The sequence below is a fragment of the Citrobacter sp. Ce006 genome, assembly GCF_030336535.1.
GTDB classification, from domain to species: Bacteria; Pseudomonadota; Gammaproteobacteria; order Enterobacterales; family Enterobacteriaceae; genus Citrobacter; species Citrobacter europaeus.
In genome coordinates this window covers 61404-81029 of sequence record NZ_JAOWDO010000071.1, presented here as the reverse complement: position 1 = coordinate 81029, position 19626 = coordinate 61404, and the positions used below count along the sequence as shown (strand labels likewise).

Annotated in this window: 19 protein-coding genes; 7 read left to right on the top strand and 12 right to left on the bottom strand. The window is 52.2% G+C overall.

All coding sequences use genetic code 11. The features are described 5' to 3' along the window. The first annotated feature begins 36 nt into the window (after positions 1–36). From OGV94_RS13675 to OGV94_RS13665, 3 genes are all read left to right on the top strand, one after another. Positions 37–1380, top strand: coding sequence for a TolC family outer membrane protein (locus OGV94_RS13675; RefSeq protein ID WP_286523569.1), 1344 nt, complete (start codon positions 37–39; stop codon positions 1378–1380). An 89-nt stretch (positions 1381–1469) separates the two neighbouring features. Continuing rightward, positions 1470–3662: a type I secretion system permease/ATPase gene (locus tag OGV94_RS13670; RefSeq protein ID WP_286523567.1), complete on the top strand. Its 2193-nt coding sequence runs from the start codon at positions 1470–1472 to the stop codon at positions 3660–3662. Beyond that, a complete protein-coding gene (locus tag OGV94_RS13665) occupies positions 3649–5022 on the top strand; it encodes an HlyD family type I secretion periplasmic adaptor subunit (protein WP_075145706.1) in 1374 nt (457 codons plus the stop codon). The genes OGV94_RS13670 and OGV94_RS13665 overlap by 14 nt, the downstream gene beginning before the upstream one ends. A gap of 41 nt (positions 5023–5063) precedes the next feature. Here the strand turns inward: OGV94_RS13665 and OGV94_RS13660 are convergent, their stop codons facing one another. After that, positions 5064–5669, bottom strand: a complete 606-nt coding sequence (locus tag OGV94_RS13660; protein WP_043017374.1) for a helix-turn-helix domain-containing protein — start codon at positions 5667–5669, stop codon at positions 5064–5066. 339 nt (positions 5670–6008) lie between these two features. Here OGV94_RS13660 and OGV94_RS13655 point away from each other — a divergent pair, with 339 nt between their 5' ends. The 3 genes from OGV94_RS13655 (at position 6009) to mutS (ending at position 10194) form a co-directional block, all read left to right on the top strand. Further along, on the top strand, positions 6009–6908 hold the full coding sequence (locus tag OGV94_RS13655) for a winged helix-turn-helix domain-containing protein (RefSeq protein WP_286523565.1): 900 nt from the start codon (positions 6009–6011) through the stop codon (positions 6906–6908). Next, positions 6908–7420, top strand: a complete 513-nt coding sequence (locus OGV94_RS13650; RefSeq protein WP_075145704.1) for a YqeJ family protein — start codon at positions 6908–6910, stop codon at positions 7418–7420. The genes OGV94_RS13655 and OGV94_RS13650 overlap by 1 nt, the downstream gene beginning before the upstream one ends. Positions 7421–7626: 206 nt before the next feature. Next, positions 7627–10194, top strand: coding sequence for a DNA mismatch repair protein MutS (mutS, locus tag OGV94_RS13645; protein ID WP_286523563.1), 2568 nt, complete (start codon positions 7627–7629; stop codon positions 10192–10194). A 120-nt stretch (positions 10195–10314) separates the two neighbouring features. Here mutS and OGV94_RS13640 read toward each other — a convergent pair whose 3' ends face one another. The 5 genes from OGV94_RS13640 to OGV94_RS13620 form a co-directional block, all read right to left on the bottom strand. Continuing rightward, positions 10315–10467: a Hok/Gef family protein gene (locus OGV94_RS13640; protein ID WP_043017378.1), complete on the bottom strand. Its 153-nt coding sequence runs from the start codon at positions 10465–10467 to the stop codon at positions 10315–10317. Positions 10468–10769: 302 nt separating this feature from the next. Next, on the bottom strand, positions 10770–11312 hold the full coding sequence (locus OGV94_RS13635) for a hypothetical protein (RefSeq protein ID WP_047409081.1): 543 nt from the start codon (positions 11310–11312) through the stop codon (positions 10770–10772). A 90-nt stretch (positions 11313–11402) separates the two neighbouring features. Continuing rightward, complete coding sequence (locus OGV94_RS13630) at positions 11403–11639, bottom strand: non-oxidative hydroxyarylic acid decarboxylases subunit D (protein WP_038633131.1); 237 nt, start codon at positions 11637–11639, stop codon at positions 11403–11405. Between the two features lie 10 nt (positions 11640–11649). Next, the gene (locus OGV94_RS13625; RefSeq protein WP_286523560.1) at positions 11650–13077 is read right to left on the bottom strand and encodes a non-oxidative hydroxyarylic acid decarboxylases subunit C; all 1428 of its coding nucleotides are present in this window, start codon (positions 13075–13077) and stop codon (positions 11650–11652) included. Beyond that, a complete protein-coding gene (locus OGV94_RS13620; protein ID WP_213733570.1) occupies positions 13077–13670 on the bottom strand; it encodes a non-oxidative hydroxyarylic acid decarboxylases subunit B in 594 nt (197 codons plus the stop codon). The genes OGV94_RS13625 and OGV94_RS13620 overlap by 1 nt, the downstream gene beginning before the upstream one ends. A 157-nt stretch (positions 13671–13827) precedes the next feature. Between OGV94_RS13620 and OGV94_RS13615 the strand changes: the two genes are divergently transcribed. Then, positions 13828–14232 (top strand): MarR family winged helix-turn-helix transcriptional regulator, encoded by a 405-nt coding sequence (locus OGV94_RS13615; protein ID WP_043017382.1) that lies wholly within the window; start codon positions 13828–13830, stop codon positions 14230–14232. A 142-nt stretch (positions 14233–14374) separates the two neighbouring features. Here the strand turns inward: OGV94_RS13615 and rpoS are convergent, their stop codons facing one another. From rpoS to ispF, 6 genes are all read right to left on the bottom strand, one after another. Beyond that, complete coding sequence (gene rpoS, locus OGV94_RS13610; protein WP_000081498.1) at positions 14375–15367, bottom strand: RNA polymerase sigma factor RpoS; 993 nt, start codon at positions 15365–15367, stop codon at positions 14375–14377. Between the two features lie 62 nt (positions 15368–15429). Continuing rightward, positions 15430–16512 (bottom strand): murein hydrolase activator NlpD, encoded by a 1083-nt coding sequence (gene nlpD / locus OGV94_RS13605; RefSeq protein ID WP_231125729.1) that lies wholly within the window; start codon positions 16510–16512, stop codon positions 15430–15432. Between the two features lie 163 nt (positions 16513–16675). Next, complete coding sequence (locus OGV94_RS13600; protein WP_003034172.1) at positions 16676–17302, bottom strand: protein-L-isoaspartate(D-aspartate) O-methyltransferase; 627 nt, start codon at positions 17300–17302, stop codon at positions 16676–16678. After that, positions 17296–18057, bottom strand: a complete 762-nt coding sequence (surE, locus tag OGV94_RS13595) for a 5'/3'-nucleotidase SurE (RefSeq protein WP_003825728.1) — start codon at positions 18055–18057, stop codon at positions 17296–17298. Before surE ends, OGV94_RS13600 begins: the two co-directional genes overlap by 7 nt. Continuing rightward, positions 18038–19087: a tRNA pseudouridine(13) synthase TruD gene (gene truD / locus OGV94_RS13590; RefSeq protein WP_043017385.1), complete on the bottom strand. Its 1050-nt coding sequence runs from the start codon at positions 19085–19087 to the stop codon at positions 18038–18040. Before truD ends, surE begins: the two co-directional genes overlap by 20 nt. Continuing rightward, positions 19084–19563 carry a 2-C-methyl-D-erythritol 2,4-cyclodiphosphate synthase gene (gene ispF, locus OGV94_RS13585; RefSeq protein ID WP_003034167.1) on the bottom strand — a complete coding sequence of 160 codons (480 nt, stop codon included), beginning with the start codon at positions 19561–19563 and terminating at the stop codon, positions 19084–19086. Before ispF ends, truD begins: the two co-directional genes overlap by 4 nt. Positions 19564–19626: the final 63 nt, after the last annotated feature.

The window sequence follows — 19626 nt, the reverse complement described above, 5'->3', positions numbered from 1 at the left end:
GGATGTCATAACCGTGAGATATAAGGCATTCATGTCATGAAGAAGTTTTTAGTTTTTCTGCTTTCGTGCTTTTCAATAAATGTAGCAATTGCAGAAGACTTACAAAATACCGTTAAAGAAACATTAGCGAATCATCCAGAAGTTAATGCCGCAATAAATAGCCGTTATTCCTCAGAGCAAGAACTGCGGGCGGCACAAGGCGGCTATTTACCGTCCCTGAATCTGAACGCAGAAGCCGGGCGCAAAAATGTTGATGATGCGACTACCCGCGCGGCAGGTCGCAATAACGGTCTGACTCAATCGCCTAACGAAGCGACTCTCAGCCTTGAGCAAAATGTGTTCAACGGTTTTGCCACCAATAGCGAAGTGGCGCGGCAAAAAGCGACCGTTGACTCGCGCGCCTACGGCGTAATGAACACCAGCGAAAGTACCGCTTATGCCGTAATTCAGGCCTATTTCGATGTGCTGCAACGCGAAGAGTTTGTGCGCCTTGCAGAAGACGATCTGGCGAATCATGAGCGCATTTACGACCAGATAAAACTGCGTACCGATCAGGGCGTTGGTCGCTCCGGAGACTTTATGCAGGCCGAAGCGCGTCTGGCCCAGGCGCGTAACAATCTGCTGACCGAGCAGACCAATCTGGAAGACGCGAAAACCACCTTTGTCAGCGTAACGGGCATGGATCCGCAGGGCTTAAGCCAGCCAGAGAGCATTGACTCTCAGCTGCCGACCTCGCTGGAAGAAGCCAAAAGCCGAATGGAGAAAAATAATCCATTACTGAAGTCCGCCAATGCGGATATCGAAGCTGCGCACCAGCAATATGAGGCCTCGAAATCAACTTTCTACCCACGCGTAGACGTAGAGCTTTCCCGCGGGATTAGCAACAACACCGATACCACCCGCGCACACACCGAAGAATGGGAGGCGATGGTTAAACTGCATTACAACCTGTACCAGGGCGGCAGCGACAAAGCCAATATGAACTCCCGCGCTTATCTGCACAAGCAGGCTCAGGATGTGCGCAATAACACGCTTCGCCAGTTGAATCAGGAGCTACGCCTGGCCTGGACAGCGCTGCAAAACGCACGCGCCCAGCTTCCTTCTGCAGAAGAATATGCCGACCGAAGCGTCAAAGTGCGCACGGCTTATCAGGATCAATTCAGTCTTGGCGAACGTACCCTGCTGGATTTACTCGATAGTGAAAATGAAGTGTTCTCCTCTAAACGTCGCCTTGTTGAATTACGTTATCTGGCAATGACCAGCGGCTATCGAATTAGCGAACGCACCGGTGAATTAATGAATATTCTAAAAATCACACCGCCGCCGTCAGGGCAACCGGTAGATTCTGCAGAAGAAAATAGTTTACCGGAACTTAATTAATAATTATTAATACCCATTAAATCTCTGACCTACATGCTTATTATAAGCCTGCTATTATTTAACCGTGTACGGTCAGAATGGTTGCGAAAATGAGTGCACAAGCCGAATTATTAAATGACGTCCCCGAGAATTATGTTCCGCCAGGTTCTCAATATCACGACCCACGTAGCCATAATGACGACCCGTTATTAGATAGCTTACTTATTCTGTGTTCTCTGCATGGTAAACCGGCGAGTCGTTCAACACTCAGCAGCGGTCTGCCATTAGAAAACGATCGGCTCACGCTGAATATATTTCCACGCGCGGCGGCAAGAGCCGGTTTAAAAGCGCGAGTCGTCAGGCGCACGCTCGATAAAATTCCGGCAATGTCTTTGCCAGCAGTGTTGTTATTGAACGCTGGCGGAACCGGCGTATTGTTAGCATGGAACGATGACGGCAGCGCCCGCTTTATGCCCAGCGAAAGCGAAGGTGGAGAAATTTGCGTCGATTTAGCCACGCTTGAGCGCAACTATGCGGGTAAAGTCATTTTTGCGCATCCGCGTCATGAATTCGATTTGCAGGCGGAAGCCTTCCTGCCACGCACTAAATCCTGGTTTAAAGACACGCTGAAGCTATCACGCTTTCTGTATATGGATGCGGTGCTGGCCAGCCTGCTGATCAACCTGATTGCGCTCGGCACGCCGCTTTTTACCATGAACGTCTATGACCGCGTCGTGCCAAACCAGGCAACGGTCACGTTGTGGGTGTTGGCGGTGGGGATTTGTCTGGCCTTTATCTTTGATCTGATCCTGAAAATGCTACGCGGTATCTGTTTGGATCTTGCGGGTAAAAAAAGCGATCTCATCATCTCCTCGACCCTGTTTGAACGCATTACCGGCATGGAGATGAAAGAGCGCCCTGCGCGGGTGGGGAGCTTTGCGCAAAACATTCATGAATTCCAGTCGCTGCGTGATTTCCTCTCATCGCTCACGCTGACGACGATTATCGATCTGCCCTTCACCCTGTTGCTGCTGATCGTTATCGGCATTATCGGCGGCGCCCTGGCATGGATCCCGATACTGACATTGCCGATTGCCTTGCTGTGTAGTTGGGCGCTGCAAAAACCGGTCAACGACGCGGTGGCAAAAACCATGAGCCTCGCCAGCGAACGTCAGGCATTGCTGATTGAAACCCTGGGCAGCCTGGATGCCATCAAAGTGAACAATGCCCAAAGTGAACGCCAGTTCCAGTGGGAACAGACGCTGGGCAGCCTGAGTCGTCTGGAACTGCGCGTCAAAACCTTGTCCAGCCTGGCAAGCAACCTCACCGGCTGGTTCCAGCAAATTTCGGGCGTGGTGATGATCATCGTCGGGGTATACATGATTATCGGCGGTAAGCTGAGTATGGGTGGTTTGATCGCCTGCTACATGCTCAATGGTCGCGCTCTGATGCCGCTGGGCCAGCTTACCGGCCTTATCGCCCGCTATCAGCAGGCGAAGCTCACCATCAAAAATACCGAGAAAATGATGTCGCTGGCGCAGGAGCGTCGCGCGGATGAAAATCCGCTCAAGCGGGAACAGTTACAGGGCAGCATTGAATTTCGCGATGTGGATTTCAGCTATCCGGAACAACAAACCCTGTCGCTGCACAAAATAAACCTGACCATTCAGCCCGGTGAGCGCATCGGCATTATCGGACGCAGCGGTTCCGGTAAAAGTTCACTGAGTAAACTTATCGTCAATTTGTACCAGCCGAGCGCCGGGAATCTGCTGATCGACGGTATCGACTCTCGTCAGTTGGATGTGAACGATCTGCGCCACAGCATCGGCTACGTGCCGCAGGACATCCAGTTGTTCAACGGCACGCTGCGCGACAACCTGCTGTGCGGGGCGCGCTATGTCGACGACGAAACCATGCTGCGAGCGGCAGAACTGGCAGGCGTCAACGATTTCGCCCGTCTGCATCCTGACGGCTATAACCTACAGGTCGGTGAGCGCGGCTCTCAGCTTTCCGGCGGTCAACGGCAGGCGGTGGCGCTCGCGCGCGCGCTGCTGTTGGATCCCCCTCTCCTGCTACTGGATGAACCCACCAGTTCGATGGACAACACCAGCGAAGAGAAGATCAAACACGCGCTGGCTCCCTGCATCGCGGGAAAAACGTTATTACTGGTCACGCACCGCGCCTCCATGCTGTCGCTGGTTGACCGTCTGATTATTGTTGATAAAGGACGCATCATCGCAGACGGCCCGAAAGCGGTAGTGATGGATGCGTTGAAAAAGGGGCAGATTAATGCATCTCGCTGATTTCCTGGCTCGAGCCCGCCGCTACTTACAGCATTACTTTCGCGGCCGTGATGAAAATCAAACCGACAGTATTAATGAGGTCAGCCAGGCCATTATTGATGACGCCCCGAGAGTAATACGACTGACGCTGTGGACGATCCTCGCGCTGGTGGTTTTGTCTTTCGTGTGGGCCGGCTTTGCAAAAATTGATGAAGTTACGCGCGGCGAAGGTAAGGCAATCCCTTCATCTAAGCTGCAAAAAATACAGAACCTGGAAGGGGGGATTGTCACCGAGCTATATGTGCATGAAGGGCAAATCGTTAACGCCGGAACCCCATTACTGCACCTCGATGACACGCGTTTCGCCTCCAACGTTGGCGAAACTGAAGCCGATAAGCTCGGTCTGCGCGCCAAGGTAGAACGCCTGACGGCGGAAGTTGAGAACCGCGACTTTATTATTTCCCCAGAGATAGCCAGCCAGGCGCCGGATGTCGCCCGGGGAGAAACCGAGCTGTACAACAGCCGCCGGGAGCAGTTTCACAACGAAATATCCGGGCTCGAAGAACAGCTGGTGCAGAAAAAACAGGAGTTGCGCGACTTTGAATCGAAGGAGGATCAGTTTAAGCACAGCCTTGGGTTAATCCGTCAGGAAATCAAAATGTCCGAACCGCTGCTCGCCTCAGGCGCCATTTCAAAAGTCGAACTGCTGCGCCTGCATCGTACCGAAGTAGAAACCGCCGGGCAGCTCAATTCTATTAGCCTGTCGCTACCCAAGGCCGCATCAGAAATTAAAGAGATTGAGAATAAAATCGGTGAAAGCCGTGGCCGTTTCCAGAGCGATGCGCTGGCCCAGCTCAACGAGGCGCGTACCAATCTGAGCAAGACTCAGGCCAGCGTAAAAGCGTTAGAAGACCGGGTGAATCGGACCATGGTCACCTCACCGGTGCGCGGTATCGTTCAGCAGGTGATGGTGAACACTATCGGTGGCGTCATTCAGCCGGGCAGCGACCTGGTGGAAATCGTACCGCTGGATGACAAGCTGTTAATCGAAGCCAAAATACAACCGCGCGATATCGCCTTCCTCCATCCAGGCCAGCATGCGATGGTGAAATTTACCGCTTACGATTACACCATCTATGGCGGTCTGCAAGGCGAAGTGGTGCAGATAAGCCCAGACACCGTGACCGACAAGCAGGGGCGAAGCTTTTATGTTGTGCGCCTGCAAACGGACAAAAACTACCTGGGAACAAAAGAGCATCCGATGCTTATCATTCCCGGCATGGTGGCGAGCGTCGATATTCTCACCGGTAAGAAAACGATTCTGAGCTATTTGTTAAAACCGATTATTCGCGCACGCGCGGAGGCACTCAGAGAACGTTGATCGGTTGTGCTCCCTTTCATTATTGTCAGGGAGCGCAGAAATTATAACGGCATGCAAAAGGAAAGTTTTCCGCGATTCAGGGTGATTTTCCCGTCATTAACCAGCTCCTGTAACACCTTATGGATGGCGCTGCGTGAGATATGATTGCGGGTCAAAATAAAGGTATACACGGACGTTTTCTCTCGGACATCGGGCTGCATTGCCCAGATATATTTCACGTGTTCAATAATCTGCTCGCGAATAGTGCGGTGCGATTGCAACGCCTCGCGCTGGAAATAACGTTGAAGATGGTGCGTTAAGATATCAAACGCCTGCTTCCATAAGTTTTTAGCGGTAAACAGGAGATCGGCGTTTTGTACGCTCATCGCCCACATCTCGCAATCGGTGTCACAACGTAAATAGTGTCCGGCCACTTCCGTACGCATTTGTGGCAGACCGAGAATAGCCGGTGCAGAAATACTCACCGTGACTAAATCATTTTCCACGCGATAAACAGAGACAGTCCCTTTCTCCAGAAACAAGATATTGCCATCAATCTTCAAATCAATACGCTGACGTTTTTTACGTAACGACAGCCAGGCATTATCTGACTTCTTCATTTCATCGCCAACGAGCACTACAGCATTTTCAATTTCTTTCTGGAACATGGGACTCTCTACCGAAAATTAAGGCTTTGTCAAATGAGGATAAATTTACTTAGCACGAAAAATAAATGTCAGCCTGCAAACAAGCTGACATTTATTCCCTTCTACATCTACCACCAACATTCCCTGGTGCCGTTGACGCGTTCAGGCTTCTGCTCTTTTCGCGTGGTGGTGCCAGGCAGTATAGGGCGCTGTCCATAAAGAATTAATGGCAATCATCTTTGTCGATATTTTTTCATCTTTCTGTTCTTTGCAATGTAACCAAAAAGATACAATCAATTGATTTAATTATGGTTTATTTTCATTAAAAAGTTATCATTGTTGTTATATTATGATACTAAATTGAAACATTTAGCGGTTCTCGCTGTAGAGTCGGGTCCATACTGGTGGTCTTTATGGGCAAAGTGGTATCATGACTCACCAACCGCCTGGCGCATCAGCAAGAGTAGAGACCTTATGTCTGAGACTGGCAATGTCAGTTATCTGATTGAAAAAATAATAATATTTATGCCAGCGACGCAATGTCTGGCGCGGGTAGATCAACCCAATCAACGGATAAAACTCAAACACTCGGCGTCATTATGTCTTTTATTACTTATTCAACATCGCGGGCAAGTGGTTTCACAAAACGAACTACTGGAATTCGGCTGGGGTAAAAATCACCGTCAGGTGAGCTTCAACGCCTTTTATCAAAGCATTCTCTCTTTGCGTAAAAGTCTGCTACAACTAGAGCTGGAACAACCGCTTATCACCACGATCCCCCGCAAAGGGCTAATCATTCAGGACGAATGTGATATTCAGGTGATTGAAACACCAGAAGACAGCCCTTCTTCTACGGTTGAACCCTTAGCACCGGATGTCGCCATCGAAGAACTGTTGCCTTGCGGACCGCGTCAACCTTTGATGACTACTGCAGAAATGGTAATGCTGACCATTACCCTGATAATTTGTGTGCTTATATTGTATCCGTGGCAAACCAGCGATAACTATTTCTCTGGCTATATCACTGTGGGCAAAGCCCCCACTGACTGTCAGTATTATTTTAATAACGATGCCAGTAATTTCTCTCGACATACCGCGTTTATCGATAAAAATCCGGGGCTGTGTCAAAGCCATAAATTTATCTATATCACCACCTATCCTGAATCCAAAAAATTGTCCGTGCTTGTGTGTCGCTCACCGATGAAAGCCAGGCAGGAAAATGCCTGTCAGTCGGTTTATTACCCACGGTATGATAGCTAATGAATTTTTATCCCAGAACGTCCCGCATTCAGACAGGTATTATCCTGCTGCTTTGTTTTGTTACGCTAATTGTCGCCGTCGTCTATCGGTACAGTAAAAACAATGGCGAGTTACATAATCTGACCTGCCGTTCAGCTATCGAGATTGTACGCAATACCACTTCGTTCCGTGGCATCATTGATATAAAAACCGGCGGCAGCAAAGGTATTGTGAATATTGATGGCATTATCAAAGATGCCGACAATAATGAACAGACCGTGCAGCGCATGGTACTTTTTACACAATCCAGCTACGGCTCAAGCCCGGTCTGGATTTCGCAGAAAATCCAGATCTCTAATCGTGAAACGGCACCCGCCACTCTCATTCAGGAATTACTCCCCGACTTTTTCCTGACCAACACCAGCGTATCTAACGTCGATTTTTTTGCGCTGAATAGCGAGACGTATCTGATTACCAAAGAGGGGATCCCCTATCTCTACTGCCAGAACTATGCGTTGCCGGAAAATGAATAATCAATAAGGGTTCTGACGGCAAAACCTACGGGTGAATCTCAGTCGTTGTCGGTGATAAGATAGGCCATTCTGGTCGAACCAAGGCTCGTCGTTACTGCCCTTCAGGCGGCTTTCGAATGACAAATTTGTGGGTTTATGTGAGTTTCCAGGGGCTCACGTGAGACTGCCCAGGTACCCAAAAAGATTAAAAAAAGAGCAAAAACAATATGAAAGAGTCACTTGATACGGACTTCACTAACCATACGCCCATGATGCAGCAGTATCTCAAGCTGAAGGCTCAGCACCCGGAAATACTGCTGTTTTACCGCATGGGCGACTTTTACGAACTGTTTTATGACGATGCGAAACGCGCGTCTCAGCTGCTTGATATCTCCCTGACCAAACGCGGTGCATCTGCGGGCGAGCCAATCCCGATGGCGGGCATTCCTCATCATGCCGTAGAAAACTACCTCGCCAAGCTGGTCAATCAGGGCGAGTCCGTTGCTATTTGTGAGCAAATTGGCGATCCAGCGACCAGCAAAGGTCCGGTAGAACGCAAGGTGGTGCGTATTGTCACGCCAGGCACCATCAGTGATGAAGCACTGCTGCAGGAACGCCAGGACAACCTGCTGGCTGCTATCTGGCAGGACAGTAAAGGTTATGGTTACGCAACGCTTGATATCAGCTCCGGGCGTTTTCGCGTCAGTGAACCTGCTGACCGCGAAACCATGGCCGCAGAATTGCAGCGCACCAACCCCGCAGAACTGCTGTATGCCGAAGATTTCGCCGAAACCTCATTGATTGAAGGGCGTCGCGGCCTGCGTCGTCGCCCACTGTGGGAATTCGAAATTGATACCGCCCGCCAGCAGTTAAACCTGCAGTTTGGCACGCGGGATTTAATCGGCTTTGGCGTGGAAAACGCCCCGCGCGGACTTTGCGCTGCCGGTTGTCTGTTGCAGTACGTAAAAGATACCCAGCGCACCTCGCTGCCGCATATTCGTTCCATCACCATGGAGCGCCAGCAGGACAGCATCATCATGGACGCCGCCACTCGCCGCAATCTGGAAATTACCCAGAACCTGGCAGGCGGCTTTGAAAACACGCTGGCTTCGGTACTCGACTGCACCGTAACGCCGATGGGTAGCCGTATGCTCAAGCGCTGGCTGCATATGCCGGTGCGCGACACTAAAATCCTCACCGAGCGCCAACAGACCATCGGCGCGCTGCAGGATACCACCAGCGAATTACAACCCGTACTGCGCCAGGTCGGCGACCTGGAACGTATTCTGGCCCGCCTGGCCCTGCGTACCGCGCGCCCACGCGATCTGGCCCGGATGCGTCATGCTTTCCAGCAATTACCGGAACTGCGCGCACAGCTGGAAAACGTAGACAGTGCCCCCGTGCAAATGCTGCGCGAGAAAATGGGTGAGTTTAACGAGCTGCGTGAACTGCTGGAACGCGCCGTGGTGGAAGCTCCGCCGGTGCTGGTACGCGACGGCGGCGTCATTGCCCCGGGCTACAACGAAGAGCTGGACGAATGGCGGGCGCTGGCTGATGGCGCAACCGACTACCTCGACAGACTGGAAATCCGCGAACGCGAACGCACCGGTCTGGACACGCTGAAGGTCGGGTTTAACGCCGTACACGGCTACTATATTCAGATCAGCCGCGGGCAAAGTCATCTGGCGCCGATTAACTACGTGCGTCGCCAGACGTTGAAAAACGCCGAACGCTACATTATTCCGGAACTGAAAGAGTACGAAGACAAAGTTCTGACCTCAAAAGGCAAAGCGCTGGCGCTGGAAAAACAGCTGTACGACGAACTGTTCGACATGCTGCTGCCGCACCTGGCTGATTTGCAACAGAGCGCCAGCGCGTTGGCGGAACTGGACGTACTGGTCAACCTCGCGGAACGTGCTTATACCCTGAATTACACCTGCCCGACCTTCACCGACAAGCCTGGTATTCGTATTACCGAGGGACGTCATCCGGTGGTGGAACAGGTGCTGACTGAGCCGTTTATTGCCAACCCGCTTAACCTCTCGCCTCAGCGACGGATGCTGATCATCACCGGCCCGAACATGGGGGGTAAAAGTACCTATATGCGCCAGACCGCGTTGATTGCTCTGCTGGCCTATATCGGCAGCTACGTTCCGGCGCAGAAAGTGGAGATCGGGCCTATCGATCGCATCTTTACCCGCGTGGGCGCGGCGGATGATCTGGCATCCGGTCGTTCTACCTTCATGGTAGAAATGACCGAAACCGCCAACATTCTGCACAACGCCACCGAGAACAGCCTGGTGCTGATGGATGAGATTGGACGCGGCACCTCCACCTACGACGGCCTGTCGCTGGCGTGGGCGTGCGCAGAAAACCTCGCCAATAAAATCAAAGCATTAACGTTATTTGCCACCCACTACTTCGAACTGACTCAGTTACCGGAGAAGATGGAGGGCGTAGCAAATGTGCATCTGGATGCATTAGAGCACGGCGATACCATCGCCTTCATGCACAGCGTACAGGATGGTGCGGCAAGCAAGAGCTATGGTCTGGCGGTCGCAGCCCTGGCAGGTGTGCCGAAAGAGGTTATTAAACGCGCGCGGCAAAAACTGCGTGAACTGGAAAGCATAGCGCCGAATGTTGCTGCGACCCAGGTCGACGGCACGCAGATGTCGCTGCTATCGGCTCCGGAAGAAACATCACCCGCCGTCGAAGCGCTGGAAAATCTCGATCCGGATTCGCTAACGCCCCGCCAGGCGCTGGAGTGGATCTATCGGTTGAAGAGTCTGGTGTAACGTTGTAATGCCCGATGGCGCCTGGCTTATCGGGCCTACAACAACTGGCGCGCACTTCGGGAATGGGTGCGAGAGGACAAAACCAGGCCATCAGGACGCGGGGTTTCCCCCGCGTTGTTGCTACTTCTTCGGTTCGTAAGCGAGAACAGCTTTAAACTCCATATTACGCTCTTTGATACTTAACTCGCACAGCGAATCTCGAACCATTAACGTAAATCCCAGCACCGTGAAACACAGCACTACAATCGCCACCAGGGCATATTTTGTCAGCATGTCTTGCCTCCCTGCAAAGAAGAGACTAACATCCAAATGGTCTAGGTTTGAACGCTAGCCTCAGGTTGATAGAACTATTTCCTGGGGCTTTTGTCTTTCCGGGACCTTGCAAATGCTCAAAGCTCAGAAAGCCTCAAGCACCCGCCGCTATTCTATTCCAGGCGCCATCTCCTCGAACAATTTAAGCCATTTGCTACGAGCCTGCTCGCAAAATAACGAACCCCGGATATTCCGAGGCTAAATATTAGTGCGTTGTGACGCTGCGCTTATCGGGCCGACATGAACTACCATTTCCAGGCCCCTCAGCGTTGCGCCATCGGCGTACAAGTCTGAAGAATGACGCCAGAAATAGAATCTTTGCTATATTGCCTGACCGTATAGCTCGGCGGTTCACTAACGGTAATATCTGTATAATTAGCGTACGTAACACGTTGTTCCCGAAAAAGTTCACGCACTGTATTCGCCATTTCAGGATTTCCAGGAAAATCGACCCGCAGGGTTGAAAGATCGAGCTCACTACGTATTTTTCGCTGCTCTTCTTGGATATTTTCTTCCGCCGAAACAGACACATACATATAGGGCTTTTCTGCATTAACGATTGAATAGGTTATCGCACTATCATAATAGAGGTGATGAAATTGCCGACCCGTTATCGTCATTACGGACATAATCTGTACTGGAATTGTGCCATCCCCACTCTTAACGTCCATGTGGGCCTGACATTTAATAACAGAGCCAACGGACCCGCTATTATAGATTTGCATGATTTGTTCATGTGATGCGCTTTGCGCGCCAGAACTCATTCCCAGTAAAGATAATAAAACGACTCGCCGATAGAGTGACATATTTCTGAAAACATCCTTGTTGTCATGCTGCAAAAAAGAACTTAAGCAATTGTATACCGGGTAAGGCGAAGCCGCACCCGGCTATGTTGATTAGCGCTTATCTTCCGCCAGCAGCGGCGGGATACTCGGCACCATCGGCGCATCATCAATATCTTTTTGCGTCATGCGAAACGCTTGCGGGTAGTGCTCGCGGCTGGTGCGGCGTAGCGGTTCGGTATTACGCCAGGTGTACAGACAATGCTGGCACTGATATACCGTCCAGACGCCTTTCACCGGCGAGTTTGCCATCACTTCAATATGTTCATCGGCACAACGTGGACAAATCATCTGCTACTCCTTATTTACGGTTGGCCAGCATGGCGCTCAGCTTTTCAGCCCAGGCTTTCGTTTCCGGTAAATCGCATACCGGCTGGCTGTAGTGCCCACGGTTATCCGGCGCAACCGGCGTGGTCGCATCAATAATTAACTTGTCGGTAATCCCCGCCGGGCTGGAACCCGGATCAAGTTCCAGCACCGACATATTCGGCAATTGCACCAGATCTCCCGCCGGATTGACCTTCGAAGACAGCGCCCACATCACCTGCGGCAGGTTGAACGGGTCAACATCCTCATCAACCATAATCACCATTTTCACGTAACCCAGGCCATGCGGCGTCGTCATTGCGCGCAGCCCCACCGCGCGGGCAAAGCCGCCGTAGCGTTTTTTGGTGGAGATAATCGCCAGCAAACCGTGGGTGTACATGGCGTTTACCGCCTGCACTTCCGGGAATTCAGCTTTCAGCTGTTGATAAAGCGGTACGCAGGTTGCAGGACCCATCAGGTAGTCAATCTCCGTCCACGGCATTCCCAGATACAGCGATTCAAAGATCGGTTTGGTGCGATAAGAGACTTTATCGATACGCACGACGGTCATGTTACGTCCACCGGAATAGTGACCGGTAAACTCACCAAACGGACCTTCGATTTCACGTTTACGGCTTTCAATGACTCCTTCAAGGATCACTTCTGACCCCCAGGGTACGTCAAAGCCGGTGAGCGGTGCGGTAGCGATCGGGTACGGACTTTCACGCAGCGCCCCCGCCATTTCGTATTCCGACTGATCGTACTTCAGCGGAGTAGCTCCCATCAGGGTGATGATCGGATCGTTACCCAGCGTGATGGCGATCGGCAGATCTTCACCACGTTCTTCGGCTTTATGCAGATGCAGCGCAATATCGTGCATCGGCACCGGTTGCAGACCAAGCTTGCGCTTGCCCTTGACTTCCATACGATAGATGCCGACGTTCTGTTTGCCAAAATTGTCAGGATCCAGCGGATCGCGCGACACCACGCAGGCTTTATCAAGATAAAAACCCCCGTCGCCATCGTTGAGGCGAAACAGCGGCAGAATATCAAACAGGTTGATCTCATCACCATCAACACAGTTTTCAGCCCACGCAGGGTTGGCACGACGCTCCGGCGTAACCGGAAATTTATCCCAACGGCGGATAAACTCATCAATCTGTTTTTTCACCGGGGTATTTGGCGGCAGACCTAAAGAGATGGCGTGATTCTGCCACGAGCCGATGGTGTTCATCGCCACGCGGGCGTCGGTAAATCCACGAATATTGTCAAACCACAGCGCCGGGGCACCGTCGCCAATACGCCCGGTTGCGTTGGCCGCCGCCGCCAGATCCGGCTCGGCGTTGACCTCTTCACTGATTTTCAGCAGTTGTCCCTTGTCGTCCAGCGCCTGCAAAAAGCTGCGCAAATCATCAAATGCCATTATTCATTCTCCTGTGCAAAATTCTGCGCCTGTCGTAATCCCTGCCAGCGACGGGCGTTGGGGTGTTCCAGACCAAACTGATCGAGCACGCGAGCCACAATGTGCTGCGTGATGTCATCGACCGTTTGCGGGTGGTTATAAAACGCGGGCATCGGGGGAACCATCGCAACGCCCATGCGGGAAAGCGCGAGCATGTTTTCCAGATGAATGGTGCTAAGCGGCATTTCACGCGGCACCAGTACCAGCTTGCGCCCTTCTTTCAGCACCACATCAGCGGCACGCCCTACCAGTCCTTCCGCGTAGCCTGCACGAATACCGGCCAGGGTTTTCATACTGCAGGGGATAATGATCATGCCGTCAGTACGAAACGACCCGGAGGAGATGGTTGCCGCCTGGTCTGCCAGGTTGTGGCAAAAATCGGCCAACGCAGACACCTCGCGGACGCTGTACGGCGTTTCCAGTTCAATTGTGGTTTTGGCCCACTTTGACAGCACCAGATGAGTTTCCACCCCCGGCATTTCCCGCAGCGCCTGCAGTAGCGACACGCCAAGCGGTGCGCCGGTTGCCCCGGTCATTCCTACAATCAGTCTCATGCAACCCTCAAATTTGTTCGTGTACGAACGTTTTATCAAAATACTCCCTCGATGCATTTCGGGCAAGAGCAACTCGCACTGATTGCTAAAGCAGCAATGGTTAAACTATGACGCGTTACCCGTTATGATAGAGACTGACAGAAATCCCGGAGTTCTCATGCGGTTACGAAATACAGCCTTCCACCTTTTACGCCAGCTTTTTCAGCATCATACGGCTCGCTGGCAACATGAATTACCGGATCTGACCAAACCACAGTATGCGGTGATGCGCGCCATTGCCGAACAGCCCGGCATTGAGCAGGTTACCCTGACCGAGGCAGCAGTCTGTACCAAAGCGACGCTTGCGGAAATGCTGAGCCGGATGGAAAAACGCGATCTGGTCAAGCGTGAGCACGATCCAGCGGATAAGCGTCGGCGGTTTGTTTATTTAACCGCGCAAGGAGAGGCATTACTGGCCAGCGCCACTCCGTTAGGCAATAGCGTGGATGAGGAGTTTCTGGGGCGATTATCCGATGAAGAGCGTGAGCAGTTCACTCGTCTGGTGCGTAAGATGATGAACTAATCTGCCGGATGGCGACATAAATGTCTTATCCGGCCTACAAAGTCCAGCTCCCCGTAGGCCTGATAAACGCAGTGCCATCAGGCAACAAACATAGAAAAAGGCCAGTCCCAATGAGACTGGCCTTTCTTGATAGAACTTGTGCTTACTCGCGGAATAGCGCTTCGATATTCAGCCCTTGAGTCTGCAGAATTTCACGCAGACGACGCAGACCTTCAACCTGAATCTGGCGAACACGTTCACGAGTGAGACCAATTTCACGGCCCACATCTTCCAGTGTCGCAGCTTCGTACCCCAGCAGACCAAAACGACGTGCCAGCACTTCACGCTGTTTGGCGTTCAGTTCGAACAGCCATTTGACGATGCTTTGTTTCATATCATCGTCTTGCGTGGTGTCTTCCGGACCGTTTTCCTTTTCATCGGCCAGAATATCCAGCAACGCTTTTTCGGAATCACCACCCAGAGGGGTGTCTACCGAGGTAATACGCTCGTTGAGTCGGAGCATACGGCTGACGTCATCAACCGGTTTATCCAGTTGTTCAGCAATCTCTTCTGCGCTCGGTTCGTGGTCCAGTTTATGCGACAACTCACGCGCGGTACGCAGATAGACGTTCAGCTCTTTTACAATGTGAATCGGCAGTCGGATCGTACGGGTTTGGTTCATAATCGCCCGTTCGATCGTCTGGCGGATCCACCAGGTTGCGTATGTTGAGAAGCGGAACCCGCGTTCCGGGTCAAACTTCTCGACTGCACGGATAAGTCCCAGATTGCCCTCTTCAATCAGGTCCAGCAATGCCAGACCACGATTGCCATAACGACGAGCAATTTTCACCACCAGACGCAGGTTACTTTCAATCATGCGACGGCGGGATGCGACATCCCCACGCAGTGCGCGACGCGCAAAATAAACTTCTTCTTCGGCTGTTAACAGTGGTGAATAACCAATCTCACCAAGGTAAAGCTGAGTCGCGTCCAACACACGCTGTGTGGCCCCCTGCGATAACAGCTCTTCTTCAGCCAGGTCGTTATCACTGGGTTCCTCTTCACTCAAGGCTTTTTCATCAAAAGCCTCTACTCCGTTCTCATCAAATTCCGCATCTTCATTTAAATCATGAACTTTCAGCGTATTCTGACTCATAAAGGTGGCTCCTACCCGTGATCCCTAACGGAACTAGCACGTGAAAGCCTGGTTCCGCCGAATTATCGCTGCGGTAAATAACGCAGCGGGTTTACGGATTTCCCCTTGTAACGAATTTCAAAATGCAAGCGTGTTGAACTGGTTCCGGTGCTACCCATGGTAGCTATTTTCTGCCCCGCCTTGATTTCTTGTTGTTCCCGGACCAGCATCGTATCGTTATGGGCGTAGGCGCTCAGGTAATCATCGTTATGTTTGATGATAATAAGATTACCGTAACCACGCAGCGCATTACCGGCATAAACGACGCGTCCATCTGCGGTCGCGACAATAGCCTGTCCTTTGCTGCCTGCAATGTCGATCCCTTTATTGCCACCTTCGGTAGCCGCAAAGTTTTCGATCACTTTGCCGTCAGTCGGCCAGCGCCAGGTAGAGATTGGCGAGCTTGTCGACGTTGAGCTTGCAGTTGATTCGGTTGCGCTAACTGCTGGAGCCGTTACAGGCGCTGTGACCACGGTCCCAGCAGACTTGTTGTTCGGCAACATTTTATTAGCACTTTGTTCACCTGAATCCTCAGAATACGTAATTGTTGGTTTCGAAGCAACAGCAACGGTGGAATTTTGTGCAGGGTTGGTCACAACTCCTTGCTGTGCTGCATCCGCCTGGGTGATGGCATTTCCACCGGTAATCGGTGCGCCAGACGCGTTGCCCACTTGCAGAGTTTGACCGACATTCAGGCCATACGGGGCCGGAACGTTATTGCGTTGTGCGAGGTCACGGAAATCGTTCCCGGTGATCCAGGCAATATAAAAAAGGGTATCGCCTTTCTTAACAGTATAGGTACTGCCGCCCGTGTAGCTACCTTTCGGAATATTCCCATACTTGCGGTTGTACACAATACGACCGTTTTCCATCTGTACAGGCTGTTGTGCGACAGGCTGGATTTGCGTTGGCTGCGTGGTTGGTTGCTGCACCGGCTGGATCTGTGGCGTCTGCTGTACTGTCGACGTCGAGCCCATTTTAGGCGGAGGTGTAATCAGCATGCCGGAACTGGTGTTCGTAGATGAACTGCCGTCAACGGAGCTGACTGGCGCTGGTGGATTCGAGGTGTTAGAACAACCTGCCAGCCATAATGAAACCAGTGACAATGCCGCAATACGGCGAACGGTAAATTTTTGGCTTCCCGCGCTCATTTATCCCCCAGGAAAATTTGGTTAAAACCAGTGACGTAATCACCGTGCAAAGCATCGACACGATACGCTGACTAATTCCAGAATATCCAGGAAAACTCCAGGTATTCAGAGCCAGTATCTACGCAAGCTCCCCCTTCACAAGGGGAACGAAACGTACGGCCTCCACGGTATCGATAATAAATTCGCCTCCCCGACGACGCACCCGTTTCAAAAACTGGTGCTCATCGCCCACGGGTAAGACGAGAATGCCGCCCTCATCCAACTGCATCATCAATGCGGTTGGGATCTCGGGCGGCGCTGCCGTTACAATGATAGCGTCAAACGGGGCTCGCGCCTGCCAGCCTTGCCATCCATCACCATGACGGGTCGAAACATTATGTAAATCAAGCTGCTTCAGGCGACGACGTGCCTGCCACTGCAAACCTTTAATGCGCTCAACGGAGCACACATGATGCACCAGGTGCGCCAGAATCGCCGTCTGGTAGCCAGAGCCGGTACCAATTTCCAGCACCCGGGACTGCGGCGTTAGCTCAAGCAGTTCGGTCATCCGCGCAACCATATAGGGCTGCGAAATCGTCTGCCCCTGGCCAATCGGCAGGGCAATATTGTCCCAGGCCTTATGTTCAAACGCCTCATCAATGAATTTTTCACGCGGCACGGCGGCGAGCGCATCGAGAACAAGCTCATCTCTGATGCCCTGCGCACGTAATTGTTCAAGAAGAGTGTGTACGCGTCTGCTTACCATTGCGTGTCGGCTCCCACGCTGTCTAACCAGTCAGAAACCACCTCATGCGCGCCGTATGCGGTTAAATCGACATGCAGCGGCGTGATGGAAACATAGCCTTCATCGACGGCGGCAAAATCCGTATCCGGCCCGGCGTCGCATTTTTCACCCGGCGGCCCGATCCAGTACAGCGTATTACCGCGCGGATCCTGCTGTGGAATCACCTGATCCGCCGGATGGCGACTGCCGCAGCGGGTGACGCGAATTCCTTTAATTTGATCCAGCGGTAAATCCGGCACGTTGATATTCAAAATGCGACCGGTGCGCAGCGGTTCACGGCTCAGCGCCCGTAAGATACGACAGGTTACTGCGGCAGCAGTATCGTAGTGTTTATGCCCATCGAGCGAGACAGCCAGCGCAGGGAACCCCAGATGACGACCTTCCATCGCCGCCGCAACGGTACCGGAATAAATAACATCATCACCCAGATTAGGACCCGCGTTAATACCAGAAACGACAATGTCCGGACGCGGACGCATTAATGCGTTTACGCCCAGATAGACGCAATCGGTAGGCGTACCCATTTGTACGGCGATATCGCCGTTATCATAGGTAAACGTGCGAAGTGAGGATTCCAGCGTCAGCGAGTTAGACGCGCCACTGCGGTTACGATCCGGGGCAACCACCTGTACGTCAGCAAACTCACGCAGCGCTTTCGCCAGCGTTTGTATACCGGGTGCGTGGACCCCATCATCGTTACTCAGCAATATACGCATAATCACCCATTGTGTTAATAAGTTCCCTTACAACACTGGTGGCGAAGCTACCTGCCGGTAGCCAGAAGCGTAACTCAACGGTTACATCATCCCACCAGTTCCAGCTTAATTGTTGTGGATACAGCAACATAGCGCGACGCGACGCGTCGACTTTCTCGCGCAATAACAGAGACTGCAGCGCGGTTTCATCAGCAATAGCGGCTTCTTCAAACGCCAGCGCGTCGCGCTGAGTTCCCCACTCACCGCTGCCCGGTAATGCCGCTGTTACCATCAATTCTTTCTCATCGACGCGACGCTGTAATTCAGTTTGTTCTTCCAGTGTGGCGACAAACCAGCTTCCACGTCCCGACAATTGTAGCGCATCGCCGTCAACAACTTGATTAAAGTCTGTTTTTTTCAAGCGTTCACTGACTATCTGATTAAACAACGCGCTACGGGCCGCCGACAACCAAAAACTGCGTTTATTGCGATCGCGCACCGGCGCATCGCTTTGCGCCCAGCGCAGCGCCCCTTGCAGGTTGCTGCCGCCGATACCAAAACGCTGAGCGCCAAAATAGTTCGGTACGCCACGCTCGCCAATCGCCTGTAAACGCGCTTCAACGTCATTGCGCTCGCTCACTTCACGCAGCACCAGCGTAAATTCGTTGCCCTTCAGCGCCCCTAAACGCAGCTTACGCTTGTGGCGCGCGTACTCCAGCACTTTACAGCCTTCAAGCTCAAATTTGCTTAAATCAGGCATCGCATTGCCGGGGACGCGTGCGCACAGCCACTGTTCCGTAACCGCATGTTTATCTTTCTGCCCGGCAAAGCTTACTTCACGGGCGTGAATTTTCAGGAACTTCGCCAGCGCGTCAGCCACAAAACGGGTATTACAGCCGTTTTTCAGGATGCGCACCAAAATGTGCTCGCCTTCGCCATCCGGTTCGAAGCCTAAATCTTCGACGACGACAAAGTCTTCCGGATTCGCTTTCAGAACGCCATGGCCCAGTGGTTTGCCATGGAGATACGTCAGATCTTCAAACGCAGTCATTTCGTTGCCTTAATGAGTAACGCCACCGCTTCACAGGCAATCCCTTCCCCACGCCCGGTAAAACCGAGTTTTTCCGTGGTGGTCGCTTTCACGTTAACATCATCCATATGGCAGCCGAGATCTTCGGCAATAAACACGCGCATCTGCGGAATGTGCGGCAGCATCTTCGGCGCCTGAGCAATAATCGTCACATCCACATTACCAAGCGTATAGCCTTTGGCCTGAATACGCCGCCAGGCTTCACGCAATAATTCACGGCTATCTGCACCTTTAAAGGCCGGGTCGGTATCCGGGAAGAGTTTACCGATATCCCCCAGCGCCGCCGCGCCCAGCAGAGCATCAGTTAGCGCATGTAACGCCACGTCGCCATCAGAATGCGCCAGCAATCCTTTTTCGTATGGGATGCGTACACCACCAATGATAATTGGGCCAACTCCGCCAAAAGCGTGTACGTCGAAACCGTGTCCAATTCGCATTATGCCTTCTCCTGATATACACAGCATCCTGCAGGCTGCCTCGTTGCAGCGTGAAGGATGAGG